Source organism: Cronobacter sakazakii (assembly GCF_000982825.1).
Lineage (GTDB): Bacteria > Pseudomonadota > Gammaproteobacteria > Enterobacterales > Enterobacteriaceae > Cronobacter > Cronobacter sakazakii.
Genome location: NZ_CP011047.1, coordinates 1429671 through 1445586 on the forward strand (window position 1 = coordinate 1429671; position 15916 = coordinate 1445586).

Sequence of the window (15916 nt, forward strand, 5' to 3'; positions counted from 1 at the left end):
CGATATTAAAAGATAAATCATACGCCTTTCTGTTATAGCCGTCGCGTATCGAATAAAAAATTTATCTCTTAATAATCAACATATTAAAAATTTATTTTCACCTTAAACGAAACTGGCACGCATCTGGCAATTATCACTTCGTCAGCACGCTGGGTATGCAGGGGTTTATAGCCCCGCCGGCGCACCGGGAACGGTAACACGTTATCCAGGGGGCGTTCCGCCAGTGCAATGACGTGGAAAACGTTCGGTTTATCAGGTTCGACTCCTGAACTTTCTTTCTCCTTCCAGAGAAACGTTAAAAGCAGTACCCCGGCGGTTGAGTCGTTAGCGACCGCCACACACTGACGCCGGTAACGGCGCCGGGCGGCAGGCAGAAAAGACCGGAACAGAGGTGGCTTCCCCCTCCCGCTTCGCGCCGTTATCCGCGTCAGCCACAACAGTAAGGGAAAAAAATGAATAACAAAGTGACGATTCGTAAGGGCCAGCTGGGTTTACTGGCAAAACAGGGTGATTTTTATCAGGTGCTGGAAGCGGGCGAGCATCGCCTGCCGTGGTTCAACAAACCGGATGTGACGCTGGTGGAGATGAACAGCGGTGACGTCGCGCCGGCGCTGACCGACTATCTGCGCCGTTTTCAGCCAGAATGGGTAGAGAAATATTGCCTGGCGGTTGATACCGCCGATAACGAAACCGCGGCGCTGTGGCGTAACAACGTGCTGGTGGAAATTATCCCGCCGGGTGCGCGGCGTCTCTTCTGGCGCGACGGCGACAGCCTGCGCGCCGTGCGTATGGATACCCGCGACGTGCAGGTGCCGACGGAGATAATGGCCGCCGTGTTACAGCCGCGCGGCCGTGATGTCGTAGTGAAAGGGCGCGACGCTATCCTGACCGTTAACGTGCCCGCCTGGCATGTGGGCGTGCTGAAAATCGACGGCGTTACGCAGCCGCTGCTGCCGCCAGGCTTAAGCGCGTACTGGAAAATCAACCATCTGGTGGAGGCGGAAGTCGTGGATACGCGCCTTCAGGCGATGGAAGTCTCCGGGCAGGAGATCCTGACCAAAGATAAAGTGAACCTGCGCATTAATCTGGGGGCCAACTGGCGCTATCAGGACGTGTTGCAGGCGTACAGCCAGCTTGCCAAACCGCTGGAGCATTTATACCGCGAGCTGCAGTTTGCGTTGCGAGAGGCGGTCGGCACCCGCACGCTCGATGAGCTGCTGGAAAATAAACAGATCATCGACGATGTGGTGAGCGCGCAGGTTATCGCCCGTATGGCACCGTTTGGTATCGACGTGGCGTCGACCGGCGTGAAAGACATCGTGCTGCCGGGCGACATGAAAACGATTTTGTCGCGGCTGGTGGAGGCGGAGAAATCCGCGCAGGCGAACGTGATTCGTCGCCGTGAAGAGACCGCCGCGACCCGTTCGCTGCTGAACACCGCAAAAGTCATGGAAAACAATCCGGTCGCACTGCGACTGAAAGAGCTCGAAACCCTGGAAAAAGTGGCGGAGCGTATCGATAAGATCTCCGTATTCGGCGGCCTGGATCAGGTGCTGCAGGGGCTGGTACAGATTAAAGGGGTATAACAATGAAAGAGAATCACTATCAGACGCTGGCGCAGGCTAACGGCGCGCCGGTAAAAATGTGGACCCACGGCGTGCCGGTAGAGCCGGAAGCGCGTGAGCAGCTGCTGAAAACGGCGAAAATGCCGTTTATTTTTAAACACCTGGCGGTGATGCCGGATGTGCATCTCGGTAAAGGCTCGACCATCGGCAGCGTGATCCCGACCAAAGGCGCGATTATCCCGGCGGCGGTGGGCGTGGATATCGGCTGCGGGATGATCGCGGTGCGCACGTCGCTCGTGGCGCGCGATCTGCCGGATAACCTGAGCGGGCTGCGCAGCGCCATCGAACAGGCCGTCCCGCACGGGCGCACCACAGGGCGCGGCCAGCGTGATAAAGGCGCGTGGTCGAACACGCCGCAGGATGTGGACCACCACTGGGCATCGCTTGCGCCGCGCTTTAAACGCCTGACGGATAAATATCCCAACCTGTTGAAGACTAACAATCATCAGCATCTGGGAACGCTCGGTACGGGTAACCACTTTATCGAGATCTGCCTTGATGAACAGGAGCGCGTGTGGGTGATGCTGCACAGCGGATCGCGCGGCGTGGGTAACGCCATCGGCACCCATTTCATCGGGCTTGCGCAGAAAGATATGCAGCGCCATATGGCGAATCTGCCGGACCGCGATCTCGCCTATTTTGAAGAGGGCAGCAAGCACTACGCCGATTACATCGAGGCGGTGGAGTGGGCGCAGGATTTCGCGCGCCAGAACCGCGAAGTGATGATGAACCGCGTGCTGGCGGCGCTTTCCTCGATTATCACGAAGCCGTTTATGACGCAGCAGGAGGCCGTGAACTGCCACCATAACTATGTGCAGAAAGAGACGCATTTTGGTGAAGAGATCCTGGTGACGCGCAAAGGCGCGGTGTCGGCGCAAAAAGGCCAGATGGGCATCATTCCGGGCTCCATGGGTGCCAAAAGCTTTATCGTGCGCGGGCTGGGAAACGAAGAGAGTTTTTGTTCATGCAGCCACGGCGCAGGGCGCGCGATGAGCCGTACCGCGGCGAAAAAACGCTTCACGGTGGAAGATCAAATCCGCGCCACGGCGCACGTGGAGTGCCGTAAAGACAGCGATGTCATTGATGAGATCCCGATGGCGTATAAAGACATCGACGCCGTGATGGCCGCGCAGTCGTCGCTGGTGGAAATTGTGCATACGCTGCGTCAGGTCGTGTGCGTGAAAGGATAATTTTTAAGGAAAAATGATGGAACTGAACGGGGTGGATGCCGCTATGCGCGAGCGCGTGCGGCAGGTGTTAAACGAGGTGCAAACAAAGTATGGCGTGAAGGTGCTTTACGCCTGTGAATCGGGCAGCCGGGGCTGGGGCTTTGCCTCGCCGGACAGCGACTACGACGTGCGCTTTCTCTATGTGCATCCGCCGGAGTGGTATTTACGGGTCGATGCGCCGCGCGATGTCATCGAACTGCCCATCGACGACACGCTTGACGTCTGCGGCTGGGAGTGGCGCAAGGCGCTCGGGCTGCTCAAGCGGGCAAACCCGACGCTTATCGAGTGGCTCGACTCTCCCATCGTCTACCGGCAGGATGAAACCGCCATCGGCGCGCTGCGCGACCAGGTGCCGCTCTGGTTCTCCGCTGAGCGTGCGCGCTGGCACTACTACTCGATGGCCCGCAAAAACTTTCACAGTTATTTGCAGGGCGAGACGGTGCGGCTGAAGAAATATTTCTACGTGCTGCGCCCGCTGCTGGCGGTGCGCTGGGTGGAAGCGGGTAAGGGCGCGCCGCCGATGCGCTTTCGCACGCTGCTGGAGGGTACGGTGAACGATCCGCTGCTGCGGGCGGAAATCGACACGTTGCTTGCCGCCAAACAGCGAGCGGGTGAGGCCGAGTACGGCGCACCGATGCCGCGGATACACGCGTTTATCGCTGCAGAGCTGGCGCGCGGCGAAACGCCGCCGGAGCTGCCGCAGAGTGAAAAGGCGCAGGCGAGTCTGTTAGATAAGCTGCTTTATGAAACGGTGATGGCCTGACAATGTCAGGCCATTTTTTTGGCTTACTCGAAGAGATTGTGGTGCAGCTTCTGGACGACCTGTTCGGCATCGTTGCCCGGCACCAGGAAGCAGAGGTTATAGCTCGACGCGCCGTAGCAAATCATGCGGATGTTAAACGGCTCCAGCACGCCAAACACCTCTTTGCCGACGCCGCAGGCTTTGGAGAGGTTATTGCCAATCAACGCCACCAGCGCCAGGTTTTCTTCCACCTCCACGCGGCAGAGCGAGGAGAGCTCGGTCAGCAGCGCCTGCGTCAGCAGCGTATCGCCGGTTGACGTGGAGCCGGTCGTGTCGAGCGTCAGCGCCACGCTCACTTCCGACGTGGTAATGAGATCGACCGAAATATTATGGCGCGCCAGGATGCTGAACACTTCCGCGAGGAAACCGCGCGAGTGCAGCATGTTCAGGCTGTGGAGCGTCAGCAGCGTCTGCTTGCGGCGCAGCGCCAGCGCGCGGAACAGCGGCGGGTTGGTGGTTTTGTTGCACACCAGCGTGCCGCCTGCTTTAGGGTCTTTGCTGGAGCCGACAAACACCGGAATATCGCTGCGCACGGCCGGCAGCAGCGTCGCCGGGTGCAGCACTTTCGCGCCGAATGTCGCCATCTCGGCAGCTTCTTCAAAGGCGATTTCATCAATGCGTTTCGCGGCGGGCACCACGCGCGGATCGGTGGTGTAAATGCCCGGCACGTCGGTCCAGATATCCACGCGGCGCGCTTTCAGCGCCTCGGCGAGCAGGGCGGCGGTATAGTCGCTGCCGCCGCGGCCAAGCGTAGTGGTGCGTCCTTTGGCTTCGCTGCCGATAAAACCCTGGGTGATAACCAGCCCTTCCGCCAGGCGCGGCGCGAGCTGCTGCGTACAGAGTTCGGCGAGCGCCGCGACATCCGGCTCGGCGCGGCCGAAGCGGTCGCTGGTGCGCATCACTTTACGCACGTCAAACCACAGCGCGTCCACGCCGCGCTCGCGCAGGATCTCGACAAACAGCAGGGTGGACATCAGCTCGCCGTGGCTGACCAGCTCATCGGTAAGCGCGGTGGAGGTCGCAAGCGACGCGGCTTCGGAAAGCGTGGCGATGTTTTCCAGCAGGCGATCAATCTCTTCGCGGATAACCGTCGGGTTTTGCAGGCGTTCCAGAATGTCGTACTGAATTTTGCGGATGGTGTCGAGCTTTACATAGCGCTCGGTCGCTTCGAGCCCTTCAGCCAGCGCCACCAGCAGGTTGGTGATCCCGGCGGAGGCGGAAAGCACCACGAGACGGACGTGAGCGTCGTCCAGGACGACATTGGCGCTGCGGTTCATGGCGTCGAAATCCGCCACGCTGGTGCCGCCAAATTTAGCGACCACTAAAGAATCTGTCATAACAACCTCGTGTCAGGGCGCCATTCATCATGTATGGCGGAATCTGTTCAGCCTGGGCACAAGGAAAGCGCAGTAAAGGGGCGGACGCAGGAGTATAAAACCAACGTTACGATACACCCAGAAGCGCTCCACCTTGCGAAACGTTCGACTGCCGTCGTTTCGGGTGACAGCCCAGGGGATTCAGCCCCTGCAGCCGATGACGCGCCTTACCAGACAGCGCGCCATCTCGGCGTCGTTCCCCCTCGCGTGTGGTCGTAGGACGGGTTCCTCGCACACGTTACCTGGCCGACGCGCCTCTTCCGGTTTTCCTTCATATTTCAGGCTGTGGCGGCGTTGGTTGCGCTTGCTCACCCCAGTCACATACTTTTGCATGCTCCTGGGGATTCACTCGCTTACCGTCTTGCCACATCCCGAACTATTTTGGAAAACAATGATTTTCGTCCTGTTTGTGGCTACTTCGCTGCGTCGCCGCCTTCGCGTAACCCCAAACCGTTTGAAAATCGTGTTCTCTTTCTTTCTCAGGCTATGGCGGCATTGGTTGCGCTTGCCATACCCGAACTCATCTGAAAAACGCTGACGCCGTGCTGCTGTTTTATTGCCGTAATGCGCAAAACCCTAAGCGGGCGTCAGAGGCGGCTTCAGGTTGCGTAAGCAAGTAACTAAAGCCGCAGAAAAAAACAGGCCAGGCGTGCGCAGGGCGCGTCGGGCCGGTACTTATTCATAAATAAAGGGTTGGCCGGGGGATTGTCAACGATACGGTCATGGGGATTTTTCATATTACGCAGGCTGCCAGGAAAATAACTTATAACGACTATACTTTTCTCTTGTCGCCGGGGAGGCTGGCGTCCGGCCTTATGATAAAAATCATCACAATTTCAGCGACTGGCGCTACAATCGACCGCAGTCACAATTCTCAAATCACAAGAGTATTGCTATGAAAAACATCAACCCAACGCAGACTTCTGCCTGGCAGGCACTACAAAATCACTTCGACGCGATGAAAGAGGTCACCCTCGCGGAACTCTTCGCGAAAGACGCTGACCGCTTCGGTAAATTCTCCGCCACCTTCAACGATCAGATGCTGGTGGACTACTCCAAAAACCGCATCACGGAAGAAACCCTCAGCAAGCTGCTGGACCTGGCAAAAGAGACCGATCTGGCGGGCGCCATTAAATCGATGTTCTCCGGCGAGAAGATCAACCGCACTGAAGACCGCGCCGTACTGCACGTCGCACTGCGCAACCGCAGCAATACGCCGATTCTGGTAGACGGCAAAGATGTGATGCCGGAAGTGAACGCCGTGCTGGAGAAGATGAAAAAATTCTCCGAGGCCATTATCTCCGGCGAATGGAAAGGCTATACCGGCAAGCCCATCACTGACGTGGTAAACATCGGTATTGGCGGATCTGACCTCGGCCCGTTCATGGTGACCGAAGCGCTGCGCCCGTACAAAAACCACCTCAACATGCACTTTGTTTCTAACGTCGACGGCACCCACATCGCCGAAGTGCTGAAAAAGGTGAACCCGGAAAGCACCCTGTTCCTGGTGGCGTCCAAAACCTTCACCACCCAGGAAACCATGACCAACGCTCACAGCGCGCGTGACTGGTTCCTGAAAACCGCCGGTGACGAAAAACACGTGGCGAAGCACTTCGCGGCGCTCTCCACCAACGCCAAAGCGGTCGGCGATTTCGGCATTGATACCGCCAATATGTTTGAGTTCTGGGACTGGGTCGGCGGCCGTTACTCCCTGTGGTCGGCGATTGGCCTCTCCATCATTCTGTCCGTGGGTTACGACAACTTTGTTGAGCTGCTCTCCGGCGCGCACGAGATGGACAAACACTTCTCCACCACGCCGTTTGAGAAAAACCTGCCGGTGCTGCTGGCGCTGATTGGCATCTGGTACAACAACTTCTTTGGTGCCGAAACCGAAGCGATTCTGCCGTACGACCAGTACATGCACCGTTTCGCGGCGTACTTCCAGCAGGGCAATATGGAATCCAACGGCAAATACGTTGACCGCAACGGCAACGCCGTGGATTACCAGACCGGCCCGATTATCTGGGGTGAGCCGGGCACTAACGGCCAGCACGCGTTCTATCAGCTGATCCACCAGGGCACTAAACTGGTGCCGTGCGATTTCATCGCACCGGCGATTACGCATAATCCGCTCTCTGATCACCATCAGAAACTGCTCTCGAACTTCTTCGCCCAGACCGAAGCGCTGGCGTTCGGTAAATCCCGCGACGTGGTGGAGCAAGAGTTCCGCGACCAGGGGAAAGATCCGGCTCAGCTGGAAAACGTGGTGCCGTTCAAGGTGTTTGAAGGCAACCGCCCGACCAACTCTATTCTGCTGCGTGAAATCACTCCGTTCAGCCTGGGCGCGCTGATTGCGCTCTACGAGCACAAAATCTTCACCCAGGGCGCCATCCTGAACATCTTCACCTTCGACCAGTGGGGCGTGGAGTTGGGTAAACAGCTTGCTAACCGCATTCTGCCGGAACTGGGTGATAACAAAGAAATCGCCAGCCACGACAGCTCCACCAACGGCTTAATTAACCGTTATAAAGCCTGGCGCGGTTGATTTTAAATAAGCGTGTCAAATAAGCGTAATGATGCCGGCAATATGCCGGCATTTTTTTCTCAGATAAATCTTGTTGTTCGCCCACGTCCCGCTACTCTTTAATCTTGAGGTTAATCCGAAAATCGCCGTGCCCGTCTTCTGCACGCCTGAAATGTTTCAGATAAACCGGATTTCCATTTTGCAGGGATATATTATAACAAGTTGAAAAACAGGCGATTTATATAAAATCTATTACGCCATCCTGCGCCATTTGTCTAATTATCCTAAAACCCTGTGCCTATTTCCCTGTGTCGTAAACCGGCAGGGGTTGTTGTGTATACTCGGAAGCGCCTGAAAAGCTTTTCAGGTAAATCTCCATTCATTCAATGAAGGGAAATTGATATGAAGAAAATCCTTAGTGGCGTTTTCGCCATTGCAGCGCTTGGCGCTGTCTCAGCCCAGGCTGCACCGGTTAGCGTCGGTGAAGCGGCAGGCTCGGCAGCGACCTCCGTGTCGGTTGGCAGCTCCAGCGCCACCGCGTCAAGCACTGTAGGGTCGGTTGTTGGTGTGGCGCTTGCCGCCACCGGCGGCGGCGATGGTTCCAACACCGGGACCACGACCACCACCACCACCAGCACTGCCACCCAGTAAACCCTTCGGGGGCTTTAACCATAACCACACTACGGTGTGGTTATTTTGACTTTTTTTGGGGAAATATCGTGAAGCGACTCGCGATTGTGTTGATGTGCCTGATGATTCAGGCCTGCTCCACCACGACCAAGGGACTCGGCAATTCACTCAGGCAAAGTATTTTCGGCCCGGATGGCGTGCAGCTCACGGATGACGATATCCAGAACATGCCCTACGCCAGCCAGTACATGATGCTGAATAACGGCCCGCAGCTTTTTGTGGTGCTCGCTTTTTCTGAAAACGGCCAGCAAAAATGGGTGACGCAGGACCGCGCGACGATCGTGACGCAGCATGGCCGCGTCGTGAAAACCTTAAGCCTCGCCGATAACCTGATAGACATTAACAATCTGGCGGCCGATCCGCTGGCGCACGCAAATCAGATTATCGACGGCGCAAGCTGGACGCGCACGATGGGCTGGACGGAACGCCATCAGGTGCGTTACGCCACCGCCCGCTCCACCTTTACCTGGGATGGTACCGATACCCTGAAAGTGGGCAGCGACATCACGCCGGTGCGCATTCTGGATGAAGAAGTGACCACAGAAGCCGCCACCTGGCACAACCGCTTCTGGGTGGACAGCGATGGGCAGATTCGTCAGTCAAAACAATATCTGGGTGCGGGGTATTTTCCGGTCACCACCATTCTGTTGAAGGCAGCGAAATAATGAAAACCACACTTATCGCTTCGCTGATTTTTAGCCTCGGCAGCTTTTGCGCTTTCGCCGACGGCACCATTACCGTTTATCGGGACCATGCACAGCCGCTAAAAGTCTCCGGCGCGAAACATCTCGCCGATCTGGTTTCTCAACCGCAGTTAGCCGGCAGCTGGTGGCTGGGTGCGGTTATCAGCGAACGTCAGGCAAGCGTTGAGGCGCAGGCGCAGCATCAGGTGCTGTTAAATCGCCTCGCGTCTCTTGCCGCCGAAGAGGGCGGCGATGACGGCGCGGCGATTAACCGCGTGCGCCAGCAGTTACAGGCCATCAAAGTGACAGGCCGTCAGAGAGTGATCCTCGACCCGGACCGCGTGCGGGTGCGTCCGCACAACAACCCGCCGCTGGAAGGCGATTACGAGCTGTGGGTGGGCCCGCAACCGTCCACCATTACGCTTGTCGGGCTCGTCAGCGCGCCGGGCAAAAAAACGTTTACGCCCGGCAAACCGGTGACCGATTACCTGGACGACGTCAGCCGTCTGAGCGGTGCCGAGCGCAGCTACGCGTGGCTGATTCAGCCGACCGGGCGCGTGGAAAAGGTGCCGGTGGCGTACTGGAATAAGCGCCACGTAGAGCCGATGCCCGGCAGCATTCTGTATGTCGGCTTCGCTGACCATACGTTTACCTCAGCGTATGACGGGCTGAACGAGCAAATCATCTCTTCTCTGACGCATCGGATACCGGATTAATGAAAAAACATTACTACTTCAGCCTGCTGGCGCTGGCGGTCGCTTCCGCCTGCCATGCCGAAACGTATCCGGCACCGGTGGGCCCTTCGCAGTCAGATTTCGGCGGCGTCGGCCTGATGCAGACGCCGACGGCGCGCATGGCGCGCGAGGGCGAGCTGAGCCTGAACTATCGCGATAACGATCAGTATCGTTACTACTCCGCGTCCATTCAGCTCTTTCCGTGGCTGGAAACCACGCTGCGCTACACCGACGTGCGCACCCGCGAATACTCCAACGTGGATGCGTTCTCCGGCGACCAGACCTATAAAGATAAAGCGTTCGATCTCAAGCTGCGCCTGTGGGAAGAGGGCTACTGGCTACCGCAGGTGGCGGTGGGCGCGCGCGATATCGGCGGTACGGGGCTGTTTGACGCCGAATATCTGGTCGCCAGCAAAGCCTGGGGGCCGTTTGATTTCTCGCTCGGTCTCGGCTGGGGCTATCTCGGTACGAGCGGCAACGTGAAGAACCCACTCTGTCAGTACGACGATAAATTCTGCTACCGCGACCCGAGCTATCAGCGCGCGGGCTCCATTGACGGCAGCACCATGTTCCACGGACCGGCGGCGATTTTCGGCGGTATCGAATACCAGACGCCGTGGCAGCCGCTGCGCCTGAAGCTGGAGTATGAAGGCAACAACTATACCCAGGACTTCGCAGGCAAAATCGATCAGAAAAGCAAATTCAACGTGGGCGCGATTTACCGCGTCGCCGACTGGGCGGACGTTAACCTGAGCTACGAGCGCGGCAACACCGTGATGTTCGGCTTTACGCTGCGCACCAACTTTAACGATCTGCGCCCGTCCTATAACGATAACCGTCGCCCTGAGTATGATCCGCAGCCGCAGGACGCGGTGTTGCAGCACAGCGTGGTGGCGAACCAGCTCACTTCGCTGAAATACAACGCCGGGCTTAACGATCCGCAGATTCAGGTGAAGGGCGATACGCTTTACGTGACGGGCGAGCAGTATAAATACCGTGATTCGCGTGAAGGGATCGAGCGCGCCAACCGCATCATCATGAATGACCTGCCGCAGGGCGTGAACCGTATCCGCGTGACCGAAACGCGCCTTAACATGCCGCAGGTCACAACAGAAACTGACGTGGCGAGCCTGAAGCGTCATCTGGAAGGTGAGCCACTCGGTCATGAGACGCCGCTCGCACAGCAGCGCATGACGCCGGTCGTTGCCGAGAACCCGGAACAGGGCTGGTATATTGAGAAATCACGCTTTAATGTCGCGATAAACCCGGTGCTGAACCAGTCCATCGGCGGCCCGGAAAACTTTTACATGTACCAGCTGGGCCTGATGGGCACCGCCGACTGGTGGATGACCGACCATCTGCTGACGTCCGGCAGCGTGTTTGTGAACCTCGCGAATAACTACGACAAGTTCAACTACACCGACCCGAAAGATAATTCGCCGCTGCCGCGCGTGCGTACCCGCGTGCGTGAATATGTGGAGAACAACTATTACGTTAACAACCTGCAGGCGAACTACTTCCAGCATCTGGGCGGCGATTTCTACGGCCAGATCTACGCGGGCTATCTGGAAACCATGTATGCCGGCGCGGGCGCGGAAGTGCTGTGGCGTCCGGTGGACAGCAACTGGGCGTTCGGTATCAACGGCAACTACGTGAAACAGCGCGACTGGACCAGCCCGCAGAATATGATGAAATTCACCGATTACAGCGTGAAAACCGGTCATCTGACCGCGTACTGGACCCCGCCGTTTGCGCAGGATGTGCTGATTAAAGCGAGCGTCGGGCAGTATCTGGCAGGCGATAAGGGCGGCACGCTGGAAGTCGCGAAACACTTCGACAGCGGAATTGTGGTGGGCGCGTACGCGACTATCACTAACGTGTCGCCGGAGGAGTACGGCGAGGGCGATTTCACCAAGGGCGTGTATGTATCGGTGCCGTTTGATCTCTTCACCACAAGCCCGACCCGCAGCCGCGCGGCGATCGGCTGGACGCCGCTCACCCGTGACGGCGGCCAGATGCTGGGCCGTAAGTTTGATCTCTATAGCATGACCAGCGATAAGAGCCTGAATTTCCGGTAATCGTGCGGTGGTTCCGGTTACGGAGCGGTGGGGGTTATGTGGGATGGTGGGTGCGCTGCGCTTACCCACCCTACGGGTGATTCATGTTAGACGGTGGGTGCGCTGCGCTTACCCACCCTACGGGTGATTCATGTTAGACGGTGGGTGCGCTGCGCTTACCCACCCTACGGATGGCTTATGTTTAACGGTGGGGTGATATTTTGTAGGGCGGGTAAGCGCAGCGCACCCGCCACACGATTTCATGCTTACAATCGCCGCAACAACCGCGCCGGGTTACCGGCGTAAACGCCTTTCTCGGTAATCGACTTCGTCACCACGCTGCCTGCGCCAATCACCGCGCCGTCGCAAATCGACACCGCGAGAATGGTCGCATTGCTGCCAATCGACACGCCATTACCAATCACAATCCGCCCCCAATTCTCGCTGTCCGGGTCCGGCTTGCCGTCGCGAAACATATCGTTGGCGAACATCACCCCGTGGCCGATAAAACACGCTTCGCCGATGGTCACGTACTCGCAAATAAACGTATGCGACTGCACCCGCGTACCGCGACCGATGCGGGAATGGCGCTGGATCTCCACAAACGGGCCGATAAACACTTCATCGTCCAGCTCGCAGCCATACACGTTGGCGGGCTGATAAATCACCACGTCGCGCCCGACGGTCACATCGCGCACGGCCACTTCACGCCATTCCGGCACGGGATTCGTCATCACGCACGCTCCCGCGCAATACGCGCGGCAATCTGCGCCAGCGCGGCGCGCGGGCTGGTGAGCAGTTTAGGGTGGCTGAAATAACGCTCCGCGCCCGCCATCGAAGCCTGCGCCAGCGCCACGCAGCCCGCGCCGCGCGCGAAGGCCTGCTGAGCGGCTTCGGCGACGCGCTGGTGAAAGGCGTCATGCTGGCCGCTCTCAAACAGCGCCCAGGCGTCGGGAATAAGCTCAACACCGAGCGGCGTGGTCTGCGGGAGTGTTGCACGAAACAGCGCGGCGGTCGGGTGTAGCGTGGTTGGCGCGGCGCAGAGCACCACGACAGGCTGTCCGGCGGTCACCGTCGCCTGCGCCAGCGCGCGGTCGACACGCATAATGCCCGGGTCCTGCGCGAGGAAATCGGCGGCACCGCCGAGCGTAGAGCAGGTGAGCAGCACCACATCGGCGTCGGTACGCAGATCCGCGAGCGCCGCTATCGTCTCTTTTTCAATCTCAGGCGTGACGCCACCTGCGGCTTGCGCCTGTTCGAGCAGGTGCGGCATCACTTTATGGGTTAAGGCGTCTTGCGGGAGATCCAGCGCACGGGCGGCCTCATCAAAAATCGCCACGTTGCTTTGCGCCGTATGCAGGCAGGCTATTTTCATCTTCTTTCCCTGTTATCAGTAAGCGTTACGGTGCCAGCCTCTCGCGGGCCGGGCAAAACCTGAACCTTTAACTATAGACGCTCGCTGCGTTTTTAGTCTTGCCACAGCCCGAGCGCCCATAAAAAAAGGCGGCCCGCGGGCCGCCGAAAACAACTTCTTAGTCAGGGATACAATGGTACTACAGTGGCAAAATAACGATGAAGAGACTTAACCTTTAACCCCGCCTGCCGTGAGGCCGCTTACCAGCCAGCGCTGCGCCAGCAGGAAGACCACGGTAATCGGGATAGCTGACAGCACGGCCGCCGCCGCGAAATCGCCCCACAGGTAGTTTTGCGGGTTGAGATATTGCTGCATGCCGACCGCCAGCGTGTAGCTGTCGACATCGCGCAGCAGCAGCGAGGCGACCGGCACTTCGGTAATCGCGCCGATAAACGAAAGAATAAACACTACCGCAAGGATAGGCACCGACAGCGGCAGGAGCACCAGCCGGAACGCCTGCCACGGTGTCGCGCCATCCAGCGCCGCCGCTTCTTCAAGCGATCCGTCGATCGTTTCGAAATAACCTTTGATCGTCCAGACATGCAGCGCGATGCCGCCCAGATAGGCGAAGATCACGCCGCCGTGCGTATTAAGCCCGATAAACGGAATGTACTGGCCGAGACGATCAAACAGGGCGTAGAGCGCCACCAGCGACAGCACCGCCGGGAACATCTGGAAAATCAACATGCCTTTCAGCAGCGCGCCTTTACCCGGGAAACGCATACGGGCGAAGGCATAGGCGCAGGTAGTTGAGAGCGCCACGATGCCTGCCGCAGTAATACCCGCGATTTTCACGGAGTTCCACAGCCACAGCAGCACCGGGAACGGCGGCGGCGTGACGCGGCCGTCGGCGTGCTCCACGCTGAAACCGAGCGCCAGCCGCCAGTGCTCCCAGGAGATTTGATCCGGGATGAGGCTACCGGTCGCGAAGTTGCCGGGGCGCAGCGAAATCGCCACGACCATCAACAGCGGGAACATAATGGCGGCGATAAACGCCAGCAGCAGCAGGTGAGTTGCCAGCAGACGCAGCTTTTGCGATTTGGGTTGCACCATAGCCATGTGGGATCTCCTTAATCAAACTTAATGCGCGTGGCTTTGAGGTTCACGACCGCCAGCGCACCCACCAGCAGGAAGATAAGCGTGGCGATAGCCGCCGCGAGGCCAAAGTCCTGACCGCCGCCGCCTTCAAAGGCGATACGCCAGGTGTAGCTCACCAGCAGGTCGGTATAGCCCGCAGGCGTGGTGGTGCCGATGCGGTCCGGGCCGCCGTTGGTCAACAGCAGGATCAGCACGAAGTTATTAAAGTTAAACGCGAAGCTTGCGATCATCAGCGGCGTCAGCGGCTTGATAAGCAACGGGAACGTGATTTTAAAGAAGTTCTGGAACGGGCCGGCGCCGTCCATCGCGGAAGCCTCATAGAGATCGTCCGGAATCGCTTTCAAAAGCCCCATGCAGAGGATCATCATGTACGGGTAGCCAAGCCAGGTGTTGACGATGATGATCATGGTGCGCGCGGTGGTCGGGTCGGTAAACCACGCCGGTTTGATGCCAAACAGCGCGCTCAGCATCATGTTGATTTCACCAAAGCTCTGGTTAAACAGCCCCTTGAAAATCAGAATGGAAATAAACGACGGCACCGCATACGGCAGGATGAGTAGCACGCGGTAGATGGCTTTACCCTTCAGCGATTCCCACTGCACCAGGCATGCCAGCACCATGCCGACCGCAACCGTCAGCACGACGGTCAGCGCCGCGAAAACAACGGTCCAGACGAAGATGGCCATGAACGGTTTCTGGATGCCTTCATCGGCAAAGACGCGCAGGAAGTTATCCCAGCCGATCGTCACGGTATAACCCGGGCTCAGCTTCTCATCGCCCCACTGGCCGTCGGCGTTCACCGCCTGATAAAAGCCGATGTCGTTATTCGGGCGGTATTTCACGCCGCTTTGGTTATTAGTGAGCGTGCCGTCATCGGCGAGCGTATAGAGCGGACGGGTGCCGGAGAACTGGCGCAGCGAGCTCATAACGAGCTGGCTTTCGTCCGGCAGCTCGGCGGTGATCTGGTTCAGCGCCTGGCGATTCTGGGTGATAACACGCAGGCTGGCGCGTTCGCCTTCTGGCAGGGCAGGGGCGGCGGAAAGCTTCAGTTTCTGCTCGCCGCCAAATTTAAACGGTTCAGAGACATAATAGTTGCCGCTGGCGCCGTCCGAGAGGGCGAGACGCCACTGATCGCCTGCGGGATACAGGCCAAAGGTGTAGCTTTCGCCTGCCTGATATTTACGATCCATCAGCACTTCACGCGCGCGCTCCTGCGTGAGCTGGTTGGTGCTGCTGTAGTTGGTAAAGGCGATGGCGATGGTGCAGGCGAGCGGAAAGAGCACGAACAGCCCCATACCCGCGAGACCCGGATAAACATAACGCCACGCGTAGGCGCGGCGATTCGCGAAAATGTAGAGGCCAATTGAGCTTAAAATCAGCGTCATGATGGCGAACAGGTATTCCCCCTGTGCGTACATTAAAACGACAAGGTAACCCACCAGTAAGCCCAGCAGACCAATCGCCGACCATTTCAGCGCGTCGCTTTGCCACCAGTGTTTCTTTTTAATGACATCCATGGGGATAATCCTCAACAACGATGAAAACGTAGGTGTGGCCGTGCCACGGTGTAATGCCTTACAGGGTGTGGTGGGTGCGCTAAGCTTACCCACCTGCTTTTTTTTGTGGGGGCGCGTCGCTTACCCACCCTACATGGTGTTTGTGGGTGCGCTTCGCTTACCCACCC

General features: G+C 58.2%; 13 protein-coding genes and 1 riboswitch. Of the genes, 8 read left to right on the forward strand and 5 right to left on the reverse strand.

Annotated elements, in window-relative coordinates; translation table 11 throughout:
* Positions 1 to 452: 452 nt before the first annotated feature.
* Genes CSK29544_RS06710 through CSK29544_RS06720 form a run of 3 tightly spaced genes read left to right on the forward strand, consistent with a single transcriptional unit; the run spans position 453 to position 3617 of the window.
* A complete protein-coding gene (locus CSK29544_RS06710) occupies positions 453 to 1586 on the forward strand; it encodes a slipin family protein (RefSeq protein WP_029039413.1) in 1134 nt (377 codons plus the stop codon).
* A gap of 2 nt (positions 1587 to 1588) precedes the next feature.
* A complete protein-coding gene (locus CSK29544_RS06715) occupies positions 1589 to 2815 on the forward strand; it encodes an RtcB family protein (protein ID WP_007891546.1) in 1227 nt (408 codons plus the stop codon).
* A gap of 16 nt (positions 2816 to 2831) precedes the next feature.
* Positions 2832 to 3617 carry a nucleotidyltransferase domain-containing protein gene (locus CSK29544_RS06720; protein ID WP_007891539.1) on the forward strand — a complete coding sequence of 262 codons (786 nt, stop codon included), beginning with the start codon at positions 2832 to 2834 and terminating at the stop codon, positions 3615 to 3617.
* A 23-nt stretch (positions 3618 to 3640) separates the two neighbouring features.
* Here CSK29544_RS06720 and lysC read toward each other — a convergent pair whose 3' ends face one another.
* Positions 3641 to 4993: a lysine-sensitive aspartokinase 3 gene (gene lysC, locus CSK29544_RS06725; RefSeq protein WP_029039412.1), complete on the reverse strand. Its 1353-nt coding sequence runs from the start codon at positions 4991 to 4993 to the stop codon at positions 3641 to 3643.
* A gap of 113 nt (positions 4994 to 5106) precedes the next feature.
* A riboswitch (Lysine riboswitch) is annotated at positions 5107 to 5300 on the reverse strand.
* A 627-nt stretch (positions 5301 to 5927) separates the two neighbouring features.
* On the opposite strand from lysC, the gene pgi reads away from it, so the two are divergent.
* The 5 genes from pgi (at position 5928) to CSK29544_RS06750 (ending at position 11741) form a co-directional block, all read left to right on the forward strand.
* On the forward strand, positions 5928 to 7577 hold the full coding sequence (gene pgi / locus CSK29544_RS06730) for a glucose-6-phosphate isomerase (protein ID WP_007888854.1): 1650 nt from the start codon (positions 5928 to 5930) through the stop codon (positions 7575 to 7577).
* A 381-nt stretch (positions 7578 to 7958) separates the two neighbouring features.
* Entirely contained in the window at positions 7959 to 8207 is a 249-nt protein-coding gene (yjbE, locus tag CSK29544_RS06735) for an exopolysaccharide production protein YjbE (RefSeq protein ID WP_004387525.1), read from the forward strand.
* 68 nt (positions 8208 to 8275) lie between these two features.
* Positions 8276 to 8911 carry a YjbF family lipoprotein gene (locus tag CSK29544_RS06740; RefSeq protein ID WP_007888856.1) on the forward strand — a complete coding sequence of 212 codons (636 nt, stop codon included), beginning with the start codon at positions 8276 to 8278 and terminating at the stop codon, positions 8909 to 8911.
* Entirely contained in the window at positions 8911 to 9645 is a 735-nt protein-coding gene (locus tag CSK29544_RS06745; protein ID WP_007871426.1) for a capsule biosynthesis GfcC D2 domain-containing protein, read from the forward strand. The genes CSK29544_RS06740 and CSK29544_RS06745 overlap by 1 nt, the downstream gene beginning before the upstream one ends.
* On the forward strand, positions 9645 to 11741 hold the full coding sequence (locus CSK29544_RS06750; RefSeq protein ID WP_007888860.1) for a YjbH domain-containing protein: 2097 nt from the start codon (positions 9645 to 9647) through the stop codon (positions 11739 to 11741). Before CSK29544_RS06745 ends, CSK29544_RS06750 begins: the two co-directional genes overlap by 1 nt.
* 245 nt (positions 11742 to 11986) lie before the next feature.
* Here the strand turns inward: CSK29544_RS06750 and CSK29544_RS06755 are convergent, their stop codons facing one another.
* From CSK29544_RS06755 to malF, 4 genes are all read right to left on the reverse strand, one after another.
* Entirely contained in the window at positions 11987 to 12442 is a 456-nt protein-coding gene (locus CSK29544_RS06755) for an acyltransferase (RefSeq protein ID WP_162140782.1), read from the reverse strand.
* Between the two features lie 11 nt (positions 12443 to 12453).
* Positions 12454 to 13095 carry a hypothetical protein gene (locus CSK29544_RS06760; protein ID WP_007888868.1) on the reverse strand — a complete coding sequence of 214 codons (642 nt, stop codon included), beginning with the start codon at positions 13093 to 13095 and terminating at the stop codon, positions 12454 to 12456.
* A gap of 207 nt (positions 13096 to 13302) precedes the next feature.
* Positions 13303 to 14193 carry a maltose ABC transporter permease MalG gene (malG, locus tag CSK29544_RS06765; protein ID WP_004387533.1) on the reverse strand — a complete coding sequence of 297 codons (891 nt, stop codon included), beginning with the start codon at positions 14191 to 14193 and terminating at the stop codon, positions 13303 to 13305.
* Between the two features lie 11 nt (positions 14194 to 14204).
* Entirely contained in the window at positions 14205 to 15749 is a 1545-nt protein-coding gene (gene malF, locus CSK29544_RS06770) for a maltose ABC transporter permease MalF (protein ID WP_007888870.1), read from the reverse strand.
* Between the last annotated feature and the right edge of the window lie 167 nt (positions 15750 to 15916).